General features: G+C 68.0%; 17 protein-coding genes. 9 read left to right on the top strand and 8 right to left on the bottom strand.

Annotation, left to right across the window (positions count from 1 at the left end; all coding sequences use genetic code 11):
* Window positions 1-34: 34 nt before the first annotated feature.
* From BMW75_RS08115 to BMW75_RS08095, 5 genes are read right to left on the bottom strand one after another with little or no spacing between them, the layout of a single operon-like run.
* Window positions 35-1,987 carry an acyl-CoA synthetase gene (locus tag BMW75_RS08115; RefSeq protein ID WP_092578413.1) on the bottom strand — a complete coding sequence of 651 codons (1,953 nt, stop codon included), beginning with the start codon at window positions 1,985-1,987 and terminating at the stop codon, window positions 35-37.
* 16 nt (window positions 1,988-2,003) lie between these two features.
* Window positions 2,004-3,137, bottom strand: a complete 1,134-nt coding sequence (locus tag BMW75_RS08110) for an acyl-CoA dehydrogenase family protein (protein ID WP_092578411.1) — start codon at window positions 3,135-3,137, stop codon at window positions 2,004-2,006.
* Between the two features lie 9 nt (window positions 3,138-3,146).
* Entirely contained in the window at window positions 3,147-4,343 is a 1,197-nt protein-coding gene (locus tag BMW75_RS08105; protein WP_092578409.1) for an acyl-CoA dehydrogenase family protein, read from the bottom strand.
* 10 nt (window positions 4,344-4,353) lie between these two features.
* Window positions 4,354-5,535 carry an acetyl-CoA C-acyltransferase gene (locus BMW75_RS08100; protein ID WP_092578407.1) on the bottom strand — a complete coding sequence of 394 codons (1,182 nt, stop codon included), beginning with the start codon at window positions 5,533-5,535 and terminating at the stop codon, window positions 4,354-4,356.
* Between the two features lie 24 nt (window positions 5,536-5,559).
* On the bottom strand, window positions 5,560-7,680 hold the full coding sequence (locus BMW75_RS08095) for a 3-hydroxyacyl-CoA dehydrogenase NAD-binding domain-containing protein (protein ID WP_092578405.1): 2,121 nt from the start codon (window positions 7,678-7,680) through the stop codon (window positions 5,560-5,562).
* A 205-nt stretch (window positions 7,681-7,885) separates the two neighbouring features.
* Here BMW75_RS08095 and BMW75_RS08090 point away from each other — a divergent pair, with 205 nt between their 5' ends.
* The 4 genes from BMW75_RS08090 to sodC all read left to right on the top strand — a co-directional run bounded on the left by BMW75_RS08090 (window position 7,886) and on the right by sodC (window position 12,195).
* Window positions 7,886-8,818, top strand: coding sequence for a LysR family transcriptional regulator (locus tag BMW75_RS08090; RefSeq protein ID WP_076520570.1), 933 nt, complete (start codon window positions 7,886-7,888; stop codon window positions 8,816-8,818).
* A 76-nt stretch (window positions 8,819-8,894) separates the two neighbouring features.
* Window positions 8,895-10,088 (top strand): AI-2E family transporter, encoded by a 1,194-nt coding sequence (locus BMW75_RS08085; RefSeq protein ID WP_254791958.1) that lies wholly within the window; start codon window positions 8,895-8,897, stop codon window positions 10,086-10,088.
* A gap of 78 nt (window positions 10,089-10,166) precedes the next feature.
* Window positions 10,167-11,498 carry a DUF445 domain-containing protein gene (locus BMW75_RS08080; protein ID WP_092578403.1) on the top strand — a complete coding sequence of 444 codons (1,332 nt, stop codon included), beginning with the start codon at window positions 10,167-10,169 and terminating at the stop codon, window positions 11,496-11,498.
* 172 nt (window positions 11,499-11,670) lie between these two features.
* The gene (gene sodC / locus BMW75_RS08075; RefSeq protein WP_092578401.1) at window positions 11,671-12,195 is read left to right on the top strand and encodes a superoxide dismutase family protein; all 525 of its coding nucleotides are present in this window, start codon (window positions 11,671-11,673) and stop codon (window positions 12,193-12,195) included.
* A gap of 11 nt (window positions 12,196-12,206) precedes the next feature.
* Here sodC and BMW75_RS08070 read toward each other — a convergent pair whose 3' ends face one another.
* Window positions 12,207-12,830: a glutathione S-transferase family protein gene (locus BMW75_RS08070; protein WP_092578400.1), complete on the bottom strand. Its 624-nt coding sequence runs from the start codon at window positions 12,828-12,830 to the stop codon at window positions 12,207-12,209.
* Window positions 12,831-12,946: 116 nt separating this feature from the next.
* On the opposite strand from BMW75_RS08070, the gene alaE reads away from it, so the two are divergent.
* Window positions 12,947-13,390 (top strand): L-alanine exporter AlaE, encoded by a 444-nt coding sequence (gene alaE / locus BMW75_RS08065; protein ID WP_254791957.1) that lies wholly within the window; start codon window positions 12,947-12,949, stop codon window positions 13,388-13,390.
* A 15-nt stretch (window positions 13,391-13,405) separates the two neighbouring features.
* On the opposite strand, the gene BMW75_RS08060 is transcribed toward alaE, so the two are convergent.
* Window positions 13,406-14,347 carry a sensor domain-containing diguanylate cyclase gene (locus tag BMW75_RS08060; protein ID WP_092578397.1) on the bottom strand — a complete coding sequence of 314 codons (942 nt, stop codon included), beginning with the start codon at window positions 14,345-14,347 and terminating at the stop codon, window positions 13,406-13,408.
* 178 nt (window positions 14,348-14,525) lie between these two features.
* On the opposite strand from BMW75_RS08060, the gene BMW75_RS08055 reads away from it, so the two are divergent.
* The 4 genes from BMW75_RS08055 to BMW75_RS08040 all read left to right on the top strand — a co-directional run bounded on the left by BMW75_RS08055 (window position 14,526) and on the right by BMW75_RS08040 (window position 18,800).
* Window positions 14,526-15,227 (top strand): response regulator, encoded by a 702-nt coding sequence (locus BMW75_RS08055; protein ID WP_092578625.1) that lies wholly within the window; start codon window positions 14,526-14,528, stop codon window positions 15,225-15,227.
* Complete coding sequence (locus BMW75_RS08050) at window positions 15,220-16,527, top strand: ATP-binding protein (protein ID WP_092578395.1); 1,308 nt, start codon at window positions 15,220-15,222, stop codon at window positions 16,525-16,527. Before BMW75_RS08055 ends, BMW75_RS08050 begins: the two co-directional genes overlap by 8 nt.
* Before the next feature lie 154 nt (window positions 16,528-16,681).
* Window positions 16,682-17,638 carry a glycosyltransferase family 9 protein gene (locus BMW75_RS08045; protein ID WP_092578393.1) on the top strand — a complete coding sequence of 319 codons (957 nt, stop codon included), beginning with the start codon at window positions 16,682-16,684 and terminating at the stop codon, window positions 17,636-17,638.
* Window positions 17,613-18,800 carry a glycosyltransferase family 4 protein gene (locus tag BMW75_RS08040; RefSeq protein WP_092578391.1) on the top strand — a complete coding sequence of 396 codons (1,188 nt, stop codon included), beginning with the start codon at window positions 17,613-17,615 and terminating at the stop codon, window positions 18,798-18,800. Before BMW75_RS08045 ends, BMW75_RS08040 begins: the two co-directional genes overlap by 26 nt.
* On the opposite strand, the gene BMW75_RS08035 is transcribed toward BMW75_RS08040, so the two are convergent.
* Window positions 18,766-19,545, bottom strand: coding sequence for an SDR family NAD(P)-dependent oxidoreductase (locus tag BMW75_RS08035; RefSeq protein WP_175493124.1), 780 nt, complete (start codon window positions 19,543-19,545; stop codon window positions 18,766-18,768). The genes BMW75_RS08040 and BMW75_RS08035 overlap by 35 nt on opposite strands.
* Window positions 19,546-19,549 lie beyond the last annotated feature (4 nt).

The raw sequence follows: 19,549 nt of genomic DNA, 5'->3' as shown, positions 1-19,549 counted from the left end.
GGTTGTCTCCTGGTGTGTTGTTATGGGATGCCAGTCAGTCGCGCACGTCGACTTTGACGGGCAGCCGGGACAGCGCCTCGCGCAGCCGTTCCTTCAGCGGCGCGGGCGCACCGGCGCCGGCTTCTACGGCGACATCCGGTTGCGCATCAGCCAGCACGCGAAAGACGGGGTCGTCTTGCGCGAGGCCGGCTTCTTGCAGGGTGCGCGCCACCACGGCCTGGACCGACACGGCGGTCGCCAGGCGGCGCAAATCGGGTTTGTAGATCTTGCCGACGTTGGTCATCGGCATGCTGTCCAGCACGATGACGCGCTTGGGCCGCGCGGGGCCTTCGTCCACATGGGCGGCGGCGTGGGCGACAAGTTCGGCTTCGGTCGCGGCGCTGCCTTCGGCCAGCGTGACGAAGGCGATCGGCAGCTCGCCGGCGTAGGCGTCCGGGGCGCCGACCGCGGCGCACAGTTGCACCGCGGGGTGCGTGGCGAGCGCGTCCTCGATGGTCTTGGGATCGATGTTGTGGCCGCCGCGGATGATCAAGTCCTTGGCGCGCCCTTGCAGGTGCAGGCGGCCTTCGGCATCCATGTATCCGACGTCGCCGCTGATGAGCCAGCCGTCTTCAGTGAAGGCGCGGGCGGTGTCTTCGGGGTCCAGGAAGCCGGGGATGACGTTGGGCGCCTTGATCAGCAACATGCCCGGCGTGCCGGGGGGCAGGTCGCGCGCGGGCTGGCCTGCGGGCAGGTCCAGGCCGACGATGCGCACCTGCACGTAGGGCAGCGGAAAGCCGACGCAATTGACCGGGAATTCGCAGCCGGGCGGGGAAATCGAGGTGATGCCGGCCATCTCGGTCATGCCCAGGCTCTCGCTGACGTGCAGGCCGAACAGGCGCTTGAACCGCGCCGCCAGTTCGGCTGGCAGGGGCGCCGCGCCGGTGCGGCAGTAGCGCAGCGAGGAGATGTCCGCGCCGTCCAGCGGCACCTCGGCCAGCGCGGCCAGGATGGTCGGCACGCCCTGCAGCGAGGTCGCGCGGTGCTTTTCTACCAGGCGCCAATAGTTGCGCAGCACGTCGCGGTTGCGCAGCAGCAGCGTGGTCGGGATGACGGTTTCAACGCCCGACGACAGGGCCGCCAGCGACGCGGGCAGAACGCCCGCCACGTGAAAGAGCGGGTAGCCGTTGATGACCACGTCGCCCGGCCCGGCATTCTGCAATTGCACCGCCGCCCAGGCCGAGAACACCTGGTTGGCGTGCGTATGGATGGCCAGTTTGGGCGCGCCGGTGGTGCCGCCGGTGTGGAAGTATGCGGCCACGTCGCTCGCGCGGATGACGCGCCCGCTCACCAACCGGTCGGACGGCTGCGCGGCGCGGCTGGCGTCGAAGTCGAGGGCGCCGTCGGGCAGGGCGGGGCGGTCGGCGGCCGTCTCGTGCCACGGCGCCACGCGCAGCAGTGTTTGCAGCGTCGGCACCCGATCCATTAGCCGCAAGGCCTTGGACCAGGAGCCGCATTCGACGTCCGAGCCGTAGGCGATCAGCACCTTGGCGCGCGCCGTCGTCATCAGCGACGCGAGCTTGTCGTCGGTCAGGAGCGGGTTGAGCGGCTGGACGATGCCCGCCGCTTCGCCGCCCCACAGGGCCAGGTGGTACTCCAGGCAGCCGGGCAGCAGCACGCCGACGGCGTCGCCTTCGCGGATGCCCAGGCTGTGCAGCAGGTTGGCCGTCTGGTGGATGCCGGCCAGCAGTTCGCGATAGGTCCAGCTGATGGCGTCGTCGGCGGGGTCCGCGCTGCGCAGGAAGGTCAGGGCGCGCCGGTCGCCGAAGGCGGCCGCGGAATTGCAGAAGATCTCGTAGGTGCTCTGCACCGTCAGTGTTTCCGCCAGCGGCCGGGCCTGCAGCCGCTGGACGTCCTGCGCGGTGCGCACCGCGAAGGGGGCGGCGAAGGGGGCGGCTAAGGGGGCGGCTAAGGGGCGCGAGAGCGTCGCGGTAGGAGAGTCGATCATTGCCGTGCTTCCGCGATCATGCCTGGCCCAGCGCAATGTAGCGGCGCAGGTGGTGGTCTTCGTCGCCCAACTGGTGGTCGATCATGACCAGGCGCTTGGCATAGTGCGCCAGCGGCAGCTCCCAGGTCATGCCGATGCCGCCATGGAGCTGGATGCATTCCTCGGCCACCAGCGTGCCGATGCGGCCGATGGTGGTTTTGGCGGCGGACAGCGCGCGTTCGCGCGTGGCCCGGTCGGGATGGTCGACGGCCGCGGCCGCGTTGATGACCGCCGAGCGCGCCTGTTCGATCTCCAACAGCACGTCGGCCATGCGGTGCTGCAGGGCCTGGAAGCTGCCGATGGGCGTGCCGAACTGTCGGCGAGTGCGCAGGTATTCCAGTGTCGCGTCGCGCGCGCAGTCCATGGCGCCCACGGCCTCGGCGCACAGCGCCAGGATGCCGCGGCCGACGGCGCGCTCCAGCAACGCATGGCCCGCGCCTTCCTGGCCGAGGAGGGCGCCGGGGGCGAGCTGTACCTTGTCCAGAACCAGTTCCGCGGCGCGTCCGCCGTCGATCAGTCCGTATCCGCGCAGCGCCAGGCCGGGCGTGCCCCGGCCGACCAGGAACAGGCTGATGCCTGCTTCGTCGTCCAGGTCGCCGGACGTGCGCGCGGACACCAGGAAGAGGTCGGCATGTTCGCCCGCGTAGACCACCGCCTTGGCGCCGTCGAGCACCCAGCCGTCCGCGCTGCGCTGGGCGCGCGTGGCCACGCGGTCGAGGTCGTAGCCGGATTCCGGTTCGGCCTGCGCCAGCGCCGCGGTAAGGCTGCCCGAGATCAGGCCTTCCAGGGCCTCGCGCTGCGCGGGCGTGCCGGCCGCGGCGATCGCGCTGCCCACCATCAGGGCGTCCAGGAAGGGTTCGACGACCAGGCCGCGCCCCAGCGCTTCAAAGACGACGGAGATGTCAAAGCCCGCGCCGCCCAGCCCGCCGTCGTCCTCGGCGAACAGCGCCCCGATGGCGCCCAGCTCGGCATAGCGCCGCCAGAAATCCGGGCTGTAGCCCTGGGGCGATTCCACGTTGCGCATGCGGGTGGTGAAGCCGTATTGCTCGGCGACAAAGCGGCGCAGCATGTCGGAAAGCATGCGCCGGTCTTCGGTGTGTTCGAAATTCATGGCCTGCCCTTACAGTCCGAGGATCATCTTGGAGATGATGTTCTTCTGGATTTCATTGGAGCCGCCGAAGATCGACAGCTTGCGGTTGTTGAAGTACTGCGCGGCGGCGCTGGCGGCGCCCTCGGGGCCGACGGGCGGGGCGTCGTAGCCATCGTGCAGCGCCTCGGGCACGAAGGGCCGGGCATAGGGCCCCATGGCGCGGCGGTTCAGCGCGGTGATTTCCTGCCGGATCTGCGTGCCGCGTATCTTGAGCATCGAGCTTTCCGCGCCCGGCGCGCCGCCGCCCGCCACGGCCGCCACCACGCGCAGATTGGTGGTGCGCATGTTGGCCAGTTCGATCTCCACGCGCGCCAGGCGCGCGGCGAAGTCGGGGTCCTCGGCCAGCGGGCGGCCATGCTTTTTCTGGCGGGCGGCGACGGCCTTCAGGCGTTCCAGCGCGGCCGTGGACTGGCCCACGCCCGCGATGTTGGTGCGTTCGTAGGTCAGCAGGTACTTGGCGCAGGTCCAGCCGCGATTTTCCTCGCCCACCAGGTTCTCCGCGGGCACGCGCACGTCGGAGAAGAAGACTTCGTTGACTTCGTGCTCGCCATCCAGGGTGATGATGGGGCGCACTTCGACGCCCGGGCTGTTCATGTCGATCAGCAGAAAGCTGATGCCTTCCTGGCGCCGGCCTTCCTGCGACGTGCGCACCAGGCAGAAGATCATGTTGGCGTACTGGCCCAGCGTGGTCCAGGTCTTCTGGCCGTTGACGATGTAGCTGTCGCCGTCGCGCACGGCCGTGGTCTTGACGGACGCCAGGTCCGATCCCGCGCCGGGTTCCGAGTAGCCCTGGCACCACCAGTCCGAGCCGTCCAGGATGCGCGGCAGCCAGTGGCGGCGCTGCGCCTCCGAGCCGTACTTGATGAGGACGGGTCCGAGCATGCTCAGGCCGAAGGGCACGATGCGCGGCGCGCTGGCGAGCGCGCATTCATTGTCGAAGATGTACTTCTGCGTGGCGCTCCAGCCGGTGCCGCCGTATTCCACGGGCCAGTGCGTGGCCAGCCAGCCTTGCGCGTTCAGGATGGCGTGCCACTCGGTCATGTCGTCGCGCGTCAGCAGCTTGCCGTCGGCGACCTTGTCGGCCAGGCGCCGGGGCAGCTTTGCGTCCAGGAACGCGCGAACCTCGTCGCGAAAGGCCAGTTCTTCAGGGGTGAATTCCAGATCCATGCGGGGTCTCTCAGTAGATTTCAAACAGGCCGGCCGCGCCCATGCCGCCGCCGATGCACATCGTGACGACGGCATAGCGGGCGCCGCGGCGGCGGCCTTCGATCAGCACGTGGCCGGCCAGCCGCGCGCCGGTGACGCCGAACGGATGGCCCAGCGCGATCGAGCCGCCGTCCACGTTCAGGCGGTCCATGGGAATGCCCAGCTTTTCCTGGCAGTACAGCGCCTGGGACGCAAACGCCTCGTTCAGTTCCCACAGGTCGATGTCCTGCACCTTCAGGCCGTGGCGCGCCAGCAGCTTGGGCACGGCGTAGACCGGGCCGATGCCCATTTCGTCCGGCTCGCAGCCGGCGATGGCAAGGCCGCGGAACGCGCCCAGCGGGCGGATGCCGGCGCGCTGGGCCTCGGCAGCTTCCATCAGCACGCAGGCGGCCGCGCCGTCCGACAATTGCGAGGCGTTGCCCGCCGTGACGAACTGGCCTTCGCCGCGCACGGGCGCCAGGCTTGCCAGCGCCTCGTAGGTGGTGCCGGGACGGTTGCAGGTGTCCTTGTCCACCGTCACCTCGCGTTCGGTAACGGCGCCCGTCGCGCGGTCCGTGACGGACATGGTGGTGGTGACCGGCACGATTTCTTCGCGGTAACGGCCTGCCGCCTGCGCGGCCTCGGTGCGCGCCTGGCTTTGCGCGGCAAAGCGGTCCTGCGCCTCGCGGCTGATGCCGTAGCGCGCGGCCACGATATCGGCGGTTTCGATCATGGGCAGATAGAGCTGGGGCTTGTTGGCGAGGATCCACGGGTCCATGCCGCTGACGCCGTCGTCGCGCGTGCGGATCTGGGAAACCAGCTCCACGCCGCCAGCGATTACGGCGGGGGCGCCGTCCATCACGATGCGGCCCGCGGCCGACGCGATGGCTTGCAGGCCCGACGCGCAATAACGGTTGATCGTGGCGCCGCCGACGCTGACGGGCAGGCCGGCGCGGATGACGGCCTGGCGGCCGACGTTGCGGCCGGTGGCGCCCTCCGGATAGCCGCAGCCGATGAAGGCGTCTTCGATGAGCGCCGGGTCGATGCCGGCCCGATCCACCGCGGCGCGCACGGCGTGCGCGGCCAGCGTGGGGCCCGCGATCAGGTTGAATTCGCCGCGCCCCGCCTTGGTGATGGGGGTGCGGGCGGTTGAGACGATGAAGGCTTCGCGCATGGGGATTCCTGTGTAGTGATCGGATCAGGCGGCGTTCAGGCTGCCGAAGGAGCGGCCGGACTCGGCCAGTTGCACGAGCAGCGGCGACGGCTTCCAGAACGCCGGGTCTTCCGCCGCATAGCTGCGGATATCGGCAAGGATGCGGGGCAGGCCCACGCTGTCGGCATAGTGCATCGGCCCGCCGTGGTGGCGCGGAAAGCCATATCCCGACAGGAACACCACGTCGATGTCTGACGGGCGCAGCGCGATGCCCTGGTGCAGCACGTTGGCCGCTTCATTGACCATCGCGGCCAGGTAGCGGCGCAGGATGTCTTCGTGCGTGAACATGCGGGCCGTGACGCCGGCGCGGGCGCGTTCCTGGTCGATGATCGCCAGGACCTCGGGGTCCGGCGTGCCTTGCCGCGCGCCATCCGGGTACAGATAGAAGCCGCGGCCGGTCTTCTGGCCGAACCAGCCGCGCTCGCAGAGGCGGTCGGGGATCTGCACATAGCGCAGCGCGGGGTCGCGGGTGGCGGCGCGGCGCTTGCGCGTGGCCCAGCCGATGTCGCCGCCGGCCAGGTCGGCCATCTGGTAGGGACCCATCGGATAGCCGAATTCGCGCACGGCGGCATCGATGTCATAGGGCGAGGCGCCGTCTTCCATCATCATATCGGCGGCCTGCCGGTACACGGCCAGGACGCGGTTGCCGATAAAGCCGTCGCACACGCCGGCGCGCACGGGAACCTTGCGCAACCGGCGCGCCAGTTCAAAGCCGGTGGCCACTGTGTCCGGCGCGGTGTGCCGGCCCACCACGATTTCCAGCAGCTTCATGATGTTGGCGGGCGAGAAGAAGTGCAGGCCCAGCACGTCGGCCGGTCCGCGTGTCGCTTCGGCGATACGGTCCACGTCCAGGTACGAAGTATTGGTGGCCAGGACGGCGCCGGGCTTGGCCACGCGGTCAAGCTGCGCGAATACCGCCTGCTTGACGGCCATGTCTTCGAACACGGCCTCGATGATGAGGTCGGCCTCGCCCAGCGCGTCGTAGTCCGTGGCGCCGGTAAAGCGCGCCAGGCGCGCCGCCCGCTCGTCGGCGGTGATCCGGCCTTTCTTGACGAGCAGGTCGTACACCTGTTCGACGCGGGTGCGGCCGCGGGCAAGGGCGGCGTCGTCCTGCTCGACCATGACCACGGGCAGGCCCGCGTCCAGCACCGCCACGGCAATGCCGGCGCCCATGGTGCCGCCGCCCACGATGCCCACGCGCTCCAGGCGACGGGACCGGGCTTCTTTCAGTTCGGGAATCTTGGCCGTTTCGCGCTCGGCGAAAAACGCGTGCACCAGCGCGGCCCGCTGCGGGCTGTCCAGGCACTGCAGGAAGAGCGACCGTTCGGTGCGCAGGCCTTCATCGAAGGGCTGTTCGATGGCGGCGCGCACGGCCTGAACGATCTTGGCCGGCGAATACAGCCCGCGCGCGGTAGCGGCCACGCGCTTGGCGGCCTCGTCCACGGCGGCAAGCTGGGCCTGCGTGTCCGCCAGCGCCTCGGTGGCGTCGCGCGTGCGGCGAGGTCCCGCTTTCAGCGCCAGCAACTGGCGTGTGTAGGTCAGGCCCGCGTCCAGCGGATCCTCGTCGGCGGACAGCGCGTCCACGAGGCGGGCGTCGAGCGCGGATTGGGCCGACAGGTGCTTGCCCGTCAGCATGAGGTCCAGCGCGGCCTGTGCGCCCATCAGCCGGGGCGCGCGCTGGGTGCCGCCGGCGCCCGGCAGGAGCCCCAGGTTCACTTCCGGCAGGCCCAGCCGGGCGCTGGCGAGCGCCACGCGATAGTGCGCCGCCAGGGCGATCTCCAGGCCGCCGCCCAGCGTGGCGCCATGCAAGGCCGCCACGACGGGCTTGGCGCTGGCTTCGATCTGGTTGCACAGGTCCGGCAGGAGCGGCGGTTGCGGGGGCTTGCCGAACTCCCGGATATCGGCGCCGGCGATGAAGTTCTTGCCCGCGCCCATGAGCAGGATGGCGCGCACGCGCGTGTCCGCCTGCGCCTGTGCAATCGCGTCCGACAGGTCCCGGCGCACGGCGGCGCTCAGGGCATTCACGGGGGGATGGTCGATGACGACGACCAGGATGTCCTCGTAGCGGCGCGTCTGGGCGGCGCCGGTGCTTGCGCTGTCTGTCATGGACAGTGTCTCCGATGTGGCTTCCTGCTCGCGCGCCGCGCCGGCGTACCGGTGCGCCGCAGGCTGCGCGGGCGGAGCATGGCGGGCCAGGGGCAGCCCGTCTCTTATGGCTTTATTCTTTCCTAGTAAAGATGTCTTGACAATGACATCGATAATTGACACTACGGACAAGAAAATTTGACAATGCACGGCAAGGAGCGTCGATATGGACACCAAATCCCTGACCCTGCTGGTCGAAATCCTGGACGCGGGCAATCTGAGCGAGGCGGCGCGCCGCCTGAAGATGACGCGCGCCAACGTCAGCTATCACCTGAGCCAGCTCGAGCGTTCTGTCGGCATGCAGCTCGTGCGCCGCACGACGCGGCGCGTGGAACCCACCGAAATCGGCCTGAAGCTGTACAAGCACGGGCGCAGCATCCAGGACGAACTGGCGGCCGCGCGCGAATCCGTCGAGACGCTGGGCAAGACGCCGCAGGGCAAGGTGCGGTTGAGCGTGCCCAGCGGCTACGGGGGATTCGTGATGACGCCCTGGCTGCTGGAGTTCAAGAAAGCGTACCCCGATATCGTGCTCGATGTGCTGTTTGAAAACAGTGTCGAAGACCTGCTGCGCGACGAGGTGGACATTGCCGTGCGCATCATGTCCGAGCCGCCGCAGCACCTGGTCGCCCGCGAGCTGGGTCAGGTCCGCTACGTGGCATGCGCCTCGCGGGATTTTGCCGAAAGCCGGGGCCTGCCCCAGCGGCCGGAAGACCTGGCGGGCATGCCCGTCATCAGCGCCGCCGTGATCGGCCGGCCGCTGCGCCTGTCGGCCTACTACGGCGGCCAGCCCCGTCAGCACGTCGTGCTCGAGCCTACCGTCATTTCGCGCAACTATGCCTTCCTGCGCGATGCGATCCGGGCGGGGCTGGGCGTGGGCGTGGTGCCGGACTACGTGGTGCATGAGGACATCGCGCGCGGCGAGCTGGTGCCCGCGCTGACGGACTGGCGCCTCAGCATCTTCGGGCGCGGCATGTATATGCTGTACATGCCCAACCGCCATCATCCGCGGGCGCTGGCGATGATGATCGAATTCATCCTGGAACGCGCGCAGCGACGGCACGACGGCGAGCCCGGCCTGCTGGCCGTCAGCCCCGGCTGAACCTCTGGTTGAACCCCCGGCTGAACCCCGGGCACGCTACTTGCTGATGGCCTTCGCTAAATTGGATGCGAGGGGAATGATGGACAGCGCGACACCCGTGGACACCTCGCCGCAGAGGGACGGTCCGGAACCGGCCGTGGACGAGCCCGCCGAAGAGAAAGTCACCGCCCAGGACGCCGGCCTCATCAAGCCGCCCGGGCCCACGCCGCTCGTGCGCGTCAGCGGCTTTTGCCTGGTGACGCTTACGGTGCTGGCCGTGTTGTTTGCCCTGAAGGCGGCCCAGGAGTTCATCGTCCCGGTCGTCATGGCCATCGTGGTGGCCTATACGCTGGACCCCGTCGTGGCGCTGCTCGAGCGCGCCCGCGTGCCCCGGGCGGCGGGCACCATCCTTGTGATGACGGCCATTGCGGTGTCGATCTTCGGCATGTTCTACGTCACGCAGGACCAGGTCAGCGACATCATCAACGCGCTGCCCGAAATATCCAGCAAGCTGTCGCGCACGCTCGGCGGACTGCTGAGCGGGGACGGATCGTTCCTGGACAAGCTGCGCCGCGCGGCCAGCATCCTGCAGGAGTCCGGGACCCCGCAGACGGGCGGGCGGGTGGTCGTGGCGAAGTCCGATGGGGGATTGAGCGACATCCTGCTGTGGGGATCCAAGGGCCTGGCCACCTTCGTGGGGCAGGCCACCATGTGCGTGTTCCTGGTCTTTTTCCTATTGCTCTCGGGCAACGCCTTCAAGCGCAAGTTCGTGAAGATGGCCGGCAATACCCTGTCGCAGAAGAAGATCAGCGTGCACATGCTGGACCAGATCAACAACTCGATCCACATGTACATGGCCATGATGCTGGTGACCAATGTGGCGCTTGCGTTGCTGTCGTGGGTGGCCTTCCGGCTGCTGGGCCTGGAGAACGCCGCGACCTGGGCCGTGGTGGCGGGCGCGCTTCACATCATTCCGTATTTCGGTCCGCTGCTGACGGCGGTGGGCACGGGCATCGCGGGCCTGGTGCAGTTCGGTGAACTCGGCCCCGCGCTGGCGGTGTCCCTGAGTTCGGTCGCCATCGCACTGCTGATGGGCGTGGTGGTCACGACCTGGATGTCGGGCCGCATCGCGCGGATGAACGCCGTGGCGGTATTCATCCTGCTGCTGCTTTTCACGTGGCTGTGGGGGATCTGGGGGACGCTGCTGTCCGTGCCCATCGCGTTCATCGCGAAGGTGGTCGCCGATCATATCGAAGGGCTGGAGGCATTGTCGGAGTTCCTGAGCGAATAGGGGGCGACGCCGCGCCATGATGCAACGGTCCCGCCGTTTCGGATTGGTATGCTGCAGGCTCGATACGTTGGACTCCCCATGACTACCGACAGCCACCACGCCGACCGATTTTCCGCCGCCCGCCCCGCGCTGGCCTCCGACGCCCGGCGCGCGCAACTGCGCCGCATGAAGATCGGCGCGCTGGCGCTGCTGGTGGCCATGGTCAGCGGTTTCATCACCAGCCATGTCATGGGCGGGCAGGGCGCGTGGGCCTGGGTGCGGGCCTTCTGCGAAGCGGCCACCGTGGGCGCGCTGGCGGACTGGTTCGCCGTCGTCGCGCTGTTCCGCCGCCCGATGGGCCTGCCCATCCCGCATACCGCCATCATTCCCAGCAACAAGGATCGCATCGGCGACAGCCTCGCGGTGTTCGTGCGCGACCACTTCCTGGACCCGGACACCCTCATCGAGAAACTGCGCGTCTTCGATCCGGCCGCGCGGCTCAGCCGCTGGCTGGCGCGGCCCACGCAGGCGCGCGCCTTGAGCGACGGCGCGCGCAGGGTGGCGCTGCAGACGCTGGACCTGCTGGACGACCGGGCGGTGCGCGGCGTGATCCAGGAGTTCGTCGTGAGCAACCTGCGGCGCTGGGACGCAGCGGCCACCGCCGGCGACGTGCTGGGCCTGCTGACCCGCGACGGGCGCCACCAGGAATTGCTGGACGCCGCGATGGAGCGGCTGGGCGGTTATCTGGCGCAAGAAGACGTCAAGGAACGCGCCTCGACCCTGCTGGTGAAATTTGCCCGCAAGGAATGGCCGCGCATCATCGCGGCGGTCGACGTGGTCAAGTCCGTCGACAACATCGCCGACAACCTGGCCGACCGGCTGGCGCGCGCGCTGGTGGAAGAGTTGCGCGACGTGCTGTCCGAACCCGATCATCCGGTGCGCCGCGACTACGAGGCGTGGGTGATGAACTACATCGAACGCCTGAAGATCGATCCGGCGCTGGCAGGTCAGGTCGAAGCCCTGAAGCAGCGCGCCATCGATCATCCCAAGGTCCAGGAATATGTCCAGGGCCTGTGGGACGACATCCACGCCGCGCTGCGGCGCGACCTGTCGGACGAACACTCCGCCCTGGCCGCGCACCTGGAAAGCGCGCTGGTCGCGCTGGCCCGCAAGCTGGGCGATGACCCGGGGCTGCGCGAAGCCATCAACAACCACGTGCTGGGCGGGGCGCGCCGGTTGACCGGGCGCCTGCGCGTGGGCGTCACCGAGCACATCTCGCGCACGGTCAAGAACTGGGACGAGCGCCATCTGGTGGATGAGCTGGAACTGAGCGTGGGACGCGACCTCCAGTACATCCGCTTCAACGGCACCCTGGTCGGCGGCCTGATCGGCGTGCTGCTGCACGCGATGGTGCTGCTGGTGAACGGGTAGGCGGCGCGGCATTGCGGCCGTTCCGCGCCGCGTCGCAACCTTGTATCAGGAATGAAGTTTGCTGGCGAAGCGCCCGGCGTGGGTGCTATCTTGATTGGCGCCGCCCGACGTGCGAGGCGGCTTGCGCCGTTGGCCGCCCGCAATCCGCGGGCATCTTTCCAGGAGGCAATTCATGAAGAAATTCTCGATGCTTGTGACGGCTCTGGCATTGGCGGGCGCATCAGGCGCGGCGCTGGCCGAGGAGGTCTCGATGTCGTTCCTGACGCCCGAAGGCGTCGGCAAGAGCGCCGGCACCATCACCCTGAAAGACACCAAGGCGGGGCTGGAGCTGACCCCGCATCTCAAAGGCCTGCCGCCCGGCGAGCGCGGCTTTCACGTCCACGAGAAAGGGTCTTGCGAGCCGGCCATGGTGGGCGGCAAGACGGCGCCGGGCGGCGGCGCGGGCGGTCACCTGGATCCCAAGGGCACGAAGGCCCACAAGGGACCGATGGCCACGGACGGGCATCAGGGCGATTTGCCGTTCCTCACCGTGGCCGCCGACGGCAGCGCGACGAAGGCCGTCGTCGCCCCGCATCTGAAGCTGGCCGACGTGAAGGGCCGCGCGCTCATGATCCACGCGGGCGGCGACAACTACAGCGACAAGCCGGAACCGCTGGGCGGCGGAGGCGGGCGCCTGGTCTGCGGGGTCGTCAAGTAGCGGGGCGGCGCTCAGGCGGAGCCGTTGCGGCCGTATTGCCGATAGCCTTCGCGCTTGGCCAGGCGGTCGTAATAGGCCGCCACGGCCGGCAGCGCCGGCTTGTCGAACGGCGTCTCGAACCAACGGTTCACGGACAGCCCCACGGGAATGTCCGCCAGCGTGAAGGCGTCGCCCGCGACATGCGCGCCCGTTTCGGCCAGCCGCTGGTCCAGGATGCGCATGCAGCGCGCCCAGTCCTGGCAGGACGCCTCGATGGCGCGGGCGTCCTGGTGCGCGGGCGACTGCCGGGCCAGGGCCATGAAGGCATAACTCCACGAACGGTTCAGGTCGGTCGCCTGCCAATCCATCCATTGATCCACCCGGGCCCGCGATTTGGGCGCGGCGGGATAGAGGTGGCTGCCGCCATGCTCGCCCGCCAGATAGCGGATGATGCTGTTGGACTCCCACAGCACGAAATCGCCGTCCCGCAGCACGGGCACCATCGCGTTGGGATTGAGCCGCAGAAAGGCCGGGTCGGTTGTGGCGCGAAAGCCGCTGCCCCAGTCTTCCCGATCGAACGGCAGGTTGAGTTCGGCGCAGGTCCACAGCACCTTGCGCACATTGATGGATGAGGCTTTGCCCAGGATTTTCAGCATGGCGATTCGCGTTGACACGTTACGGGACAGGTTCCGGCGCAGTCTAGCGGGGCCGCGGGCGCCCCGCCAGATACAGATCCGGCGCGCCGGCGCATAACAGAATCCAGGGGACTCGATTGCAGCTTTCCACCAAGGCGTACCTTGCCGACACGCTGGCACTGATCCTGTTCTTCACGACGACCGGCATCATCAACGAACGCTGGATTGCCGGGATGAGCTGGGAACAGGTGGCCCAGGCGCGCCTGATCGGCGGCGCGCTGATGATCCCGGTCGGACGGCCTTATGGCATGTGGCGGGACTGGATGATGCGGCACGCCTCCGCAACTCGGTGGTCCAGGCTGCTCTGGGATAGCCTGGCCCTGATGAGTTTTCAGGTGCCGATCTATGCCGCGATCATCGCCGTGAGCGGGGCGTCGGGAAGCGGGCTGGTGCGCGGGGTACTGGGTGCGGCGGCGATGATGCTGCTATTGGGCCGGCCCTACGGCGCCTTCCTGAACGGCGTCAGGCGTCTGTTCGGTCTGCCGCCGGGCGGCGCAAAGCCCATGTCGCTCAACGCGTAGGCGCGCGTAGCGCGGCTACAGCTGCACATGCTCCGTGCGGTCCCGGCCGTTCTTCTTGGCCGCATAGAGCTGCTGATCCACGGCCTTGATGAAGCCGGCGCGGTCCGCCTTGCCATCCGGCACGATGGTGCCCGCGCCGATGCTGACCGTCACGCGCCTGCCATGGGGCGACAGCGCATGCACGATGGCCTTCTTGTGCAGCAATCGCTGGCAGCGCTCGGCGACCTTGCGGGCCGCGTCGGCATCGGCTTCGGGCAGCAGCACGACGAACTCTTCTCCGCCGAAGCGCGCGACCAGATCGCGAGGGCCGTCCAGCGCCAGGCTCAGTGTCTGGGCGATTTCAACCAGGCATTTGTCGCCCTGCGTGTGGCCGTACAGGTCGTTGTATTGCTTGAAATAGTCCACGTCGAACAACAGAATCGACAGCGGCCGGCACTCGCCGCGCGCACGTTCCCATTCCAGTTCGAAGCTGCTGTCAAAGCGTCGCCGGTTGGCGATGTTCGTCAGGCCATCCTTGAAGGACAGGACCTCCAGCTCTTTTTGCAGGCGGAGCAGTTGTTCTTCGTTCTTCTTGCGTTCGGTGATGTCGAACATGAAGCCGATCAAGGCCTCGACCTCGCCGCTGTCATTGCGCACGACGTGCACCACGTCGCGTATCCACACATACCCGTTGTCCTTGGTCAGCGCCCGATAGTCCGCCTCATGGTCGACGCCGGCCTGGGATTGGGACACGCAGAAGTTCACCACGTATTCGCGGTCTTCCGGATGCATCCGCATGGCCCAGTCTTCCACGCTCACCCAGCTTTCGGCGCTCCAGCCCAGCAACGCTTCGATCTGGGGACCGATATAGGCGAACTTCATGGTGGCCCAATCGAGCTTCCAGGGGATGGCCTTGGTGGACTCCAGCAGGGTCCGGTACACCGCGTTGTCATCGAGAATCGTGCTTTCTTCGGACATGCCCAATCCTTGGTCGATTGATGGGGACACGGCACTGTACTCGAAGAATCCGGTTGGTTGCTGCGGGGGCGTGGCATGAGGCCGATGCCGCCTGCCACGGGGATATACCCGCTTTTTTTCGGTGTATGCTTCCCGCGCAATTGCACTGTAACGGTGCATGAACTTCTGGCTGGACACCATGACCAAGGCCTTGTTAGTCGAAGACGATCCGAAACTGTCGCGGCTGATTGCGCAGTTTCTGGAGCAACACGGTTTCAACGTTGCGCAGGCTTATCGCGGCGATCATGCGGTCGATGCGTTCCGTCGGCATGAGCCGGCCATCACCATCCTGGACCTGATGCTGCCGGGCCGCGACGGGCTGCAGGTCTGCCGCGACCTGCGTGCGTTCACGTCGGCGCCCATCCTGATGCTGACCGCCCGCGAAGATGATGTGGACCAGATCCTGGGGCTGGAGTCTGGTGCGGACGATTACGTCATCAAGCCTGTCGAGCCGCGCGTGCTGCTCGCGCGGATACGCGCGTTGATGCGCCGCCACAGTCAGGCGGAGGCGCAGCCGGAGCATTTGGTGTTCGGTCCGCTTTCCATCGACCGCCAGACGCGCGCGGTGACGCTGGGCGGGGTCGAGGTCGACCTGACGACCATGGAATTTGAAATGCTGTGGGCCCTGGCAAGCCAGGCCGGCCAGGTGCTGACGCGCGACGATCTGCTCAACGCGGTGCGCGGCGTCGAATTCAACGGGCTGGATCGCAGTGTGGATGTGTGCGTCAGCAAACTGCGCCGCAAACTGGAAGACGATCCGCGCGATCCCGCCCGCATCAAGACCATCTGGGGCAAGGGCTATCTGTTTTCGCCCAAGGCCCACGAGCTTGGCGATGCTTAAGTTCGTCCTGCGGATCTTCGTGGTGCTGGCCATCGGCTTTGTGCTGTCCAACGAAATGGTCGACCGGGTCGCCAATTACCTTTTCGAGCCGGAGACGGCCCATTACACGCGCGAAGCCGTGCGCGGCCAGGTGCACAGCCTGAAACAGGAGCTGGCCCGCGTCTCTCCAGACGAGCGCCGCGACTACGTGCGCGAGAGGCTGGCGCCGCATTACGGTTTGGCCTTGCAGGTGCTGGACCCTGCCGACTACCACGCGTCGGACTTCGCGTTGACCGACGCGGAGCGGCGGACCATCGAGGAGGGCGGGTTCTTCCTGCGCGACAAGCTGATGAGCTTTGTGACCGCCATACCGGGTCCGGGCGCGCAATGGCTGCTGGTCAGGTTGCCGCCCGAGCCGCTGGTCGGCACATGGGTCATCGTCGGGGTCTACGCCGCGCTGGGATTGCTGCTCTGCGGGTTCATGCTGGTGTGGGCGCTGCCGGTCTGGCGCGATCTGGAAGCGCTGAAAACCGCCGCGCAGCGCATGGGGCAGGGCGACCTGCAGGCGCGGGCCCGGCTGTCGCGGTATTCCAGCATCCGTGGGCTGGGCGACACGTTCAACCAGATGTCCGATCGCATCAGCGCCCTCATCGGCAACCAGCGCGACCTGACCAACGCGGTGTCGCACGAACTGCGTACCCCCATTGCCCGCTTGTCGTTCGAATTGGACATGATCGACCAGGAAGCCGACCCCGCCGCGCGCAGGCGCCTGGTCGAAGACATGAAGAATGACGTGGCCGAACTGGACAGCATGGCGTCGGAATTGCTGATGTATGCGCGGCTGGAGCACAAGAGCGACGACATGCCGCTGGAGCCCCAGGATGCGCGCGGCTGGCTCGAATCGGTCGTGCAGCATGCGGCGTTCGAGGCCGGCCGGTCGGGTGTGCGCTGCACGGTGACGCATTGCGATGCGGGCGAGGTCCGGCTGCACCCGCGCTACATGACGAGGGCCTTGCTCAACCTGCTGCAGAATGCGATCCGCCATGCGGGCGGGCAGGTCCAGGTCGCCTTGGCAAGTCCGGCCCCACGGGACTACGTGCTGACGGTGGACGACGATGGGCCCGGCGTGCCGCCCGCCGACCGCGAGCGCATTTTCGAGCCCTTCATCCGCCTGGATGAAAGCCGCGCGCGCGGCACCGGCGGCACGGGGCTCGGACTGGCCATCGTGCGCCGCGTGGCCCGGTGGCACAACGGCGAGGCGCTGGCGTCCGACAGCCCGCTGGGCGGCGCCCGCTTCGTGATCCGTTGGACCGCCGCCTGAGCCGAGCGCGCCGCGCGCGAATTGTGTAGATCTTTGAAGCGGGGTCGCAAGCTTCTTCACAATTGTTAAAGAGAGTCCGGAAATTTGCCGGGCCCGTCCCGATACATTGCCCGCCAGCGGTCGACCGGCCGCGTCGTGAGGAGGGGGGCCGCAGGTGTCGGAAATTGTTGTTTATCTCAGAAGCCGGCGGCAGCTCGGCGATCAGATCGTCGCGCTGCCGACGCTTTATCAACTGAAGACATGGTGGCCGTCGCGCCGGCTCAAGGTGGTTGCACGGGACGATGTGGGCAGCTTCTATCGGGCGCTGCCCTGGGTCGATGAGTTCGAGCGCGCCAGGACGTTCGCCGATTATCTGCGCAGCCTGAAAAAAGAGACGCGCATGTCGGTCAGCCTGCATCACAGCAGCGAACGTTTCGGCCTGATCAACCTGATGCGCCCGCCGGCCATCCGCCTGGGGTTCCGCAATGCGCGGATCAGCGACCTGGCCTGGACGCATTGCCACCGCAAGGACGTCGCCGAATACATCGGTCAGGCCAATCTGCGCCTGTTGGCGTCGTATCGCCCGTTCGACCTTGCCGCCGCGACGCGCGCCTGCTTCCAGGCGCTGGCGCGTCCGCACCTGCGCTCGGCCGCGGGCGCCGATGTGGTGATGATTCCCGGCGGCGGCGCGGGCGCGTTCAAGCGCTGGAGCCTGTCGAACTACGTGCGGCTGGCGGACAGGCTCAAGCCGCTGCTGGGCGACGGCGCCCGCTTTCTGTTCGTGTTGGGCAAGCAGGAGGCCGCGGAGCGCGATGCCCTGCAGGCGATGCAACGGTCCGACTTTGCCATGGCCTATTGCCGGCCGATTGCGCAGCTGAGCGCCATCATGTTGCGCGCGCGCCTGGTCGTGGCCAATGACTGCGGCCCCTCGCATATCGCGCAGGGCGCCGGCGTGCCCTACGTCGGCATATTCAACGAGCCGAATCCCGAGTGGTTCTGGCACCGGCGCGGCTCGGCGTTCGTGGTGCCGCGCCAGCCTCAGAGCGGCATCAATGCCATCACGCCCGGTGAAGTGCTGACCGCCTGTCTCAACGTCCTGGAACATCATGCGCATCCTGCATACGCTGGCTGAGCCCAGCCTGGGCGGCCTGGAATTCCGCACGCTGGAGCAGGCGAGCTGGCTGCACGGCCATGGCTATGACGTGGCCATCGCCGCGCCCGCGGCCAGCGCCGTCAGCCACGCGGCGCGCGAGCGCAAGCTGACGACGGTGGACATCGACTTCAAGCCGGCGTATTCGCCCTTGACCGTCTTGGCGCTGCGTCGCGCCATCAAGGCCTTGCGCATCCAGGTCATCGACAGCCATAGCCGCGCCGACGCCAAGACCGCCGCGCTGTGCCGCGACCTGTGCGCGGTGGTGCGGACCCGTCATTTCGCCAAGCCCATGCGCTCGTCGCCGCGCCGCCGACTGGAATGGAAAGTCGGCTGCGACCACGTCATCGCGACCAGCCACCTCGGCAAACAGGAACTGCTGGCCGCCCGGCTGGCCCCGGAAAACCGGATCAGCGTCGTGGGCGAATGGGCGGGGGACGAATTCTTCCGGCCCGCCGGCGAGCCGGATGCGATGCTGCACATCCGGCGCGGCCTGGGGATCCCCGCGCCCAAGGCGGCCTACGTCATCGCAACCGTCGGGATGCTGCGTCCGGAAAAAGGCCAGGCCGAGCTGCTGCGCGTGGTGCAGCACCTTCGCATCCAGGGAATCCCCGCGGTGGGGCTGGTCGTGGGCATGCCCACCCCGGACACCCGGCCTTATGCGTATGCGCTGTACCGCCTGGCGGTGGAATTGGGCATTGCGGAACATGTGGTGTTTGCCGGACACCGGACCGATGTGCCCGACATGATCCGCGCCGCGGACGTGGTGCTGGTACCGTCGGCGACGGAAGCCTGGTCGCGCATCGTGCCCGAGTCATTCGCCTCGGGCCGGCCCGTCGTCGCCAGCGAAGTGGGCGGCCTGCCGGAAATCGTCGTGCCCGGCCGGACCGGTTGGCTGGCCTCGCCGGGGGATGTCCGAAGCTATGCGCAGTGCATCCTGGACATTCGAAACCGGCCGTGGCAAACCCAGACCATCGTGGCCAACGCCCGGGCGTTTGCGGACGCGCACTTGCGCTTGGGCGAGAAGATGTTTCACACGCTGGAGGCGTATCGCCTCGCCATGGGCACAGGCCTGCCCCCCGAGCCGCGGCACCGCCATCACCGCCACGTCAGGCCGCATAGAGATTGGACAGCGACGCGTTGACAAACCCGCCATCGACCACGATGTCCTGCCCGTTGACGTAGCGGGAGGCATCGCTGGCAAGAAACGCCACGGCGTCCGCGATGTCCGACGGCAAGCCGATCCGCCTGGCGGGGATATGGGCGATGCGCTTTTGCAGGACGGATTCGTCGCGATAGTGCGGCTCGGACAAGGGGGTGCGGATCATCCCCGGGCTGATGGCGTTTGCGCGGATGCCGAGCGGTCCCCATTCGACGGCCATCTGGCGCGTGAGGGCCTGCAGGGCGGCCTTGGTCGTGCCGTAGGCGCCGACCCGGGTCGGGGTTCGCGCCGAGATCGACGCCACGTTGACGATGCTGCCCGCCTGTTGCGCCTGCATCAGGGGAAACACGGCCTGCGCGCAGAGCAGGGCGCCGCGCAGGTTGATGCGGAAGATGCGGTCCCAGAGTTCGAGCGGGAATTGCTCCAGGCCCACGGGCGCCGCGCTGACCGCCGCATTGTTGACCAGCACGTCGCACCGTCCGAAGCGCCTGCGCACCTGGTCGGCCATGTCGGCGACCGAGTCCGGATCGGCGATGTCGCAGCGCACGTTAAGCAGGCCGTCGGTCTCGGCGCCGGCCTCAGCCATGTTGATATCCACCTGGGCCACCGCGGCGCCCATCGAACGCAGGTGCTGGCAAATGGCCAGGCCTATGCCGCCGGCCGCGCCGGTCACCACGGCCACGCGCCCTTGCAGGGCGTCGGGCGCGTAAGCGGGTTTGGAAGACATGTCC

The sequence above is a fragment of the Achromobacter sp. NFACC18-2 genome, assembly GCF_900108985.1.
Classification (GTDB): Bacteria; Pseudomonadota; Gammaproteobacteria; order Burkholderiales; family Burkholderiaceae_B; genus Achromobacter.
This window is presented reverse-complemented; position numbering and strand designations above follow the sequence as displayed.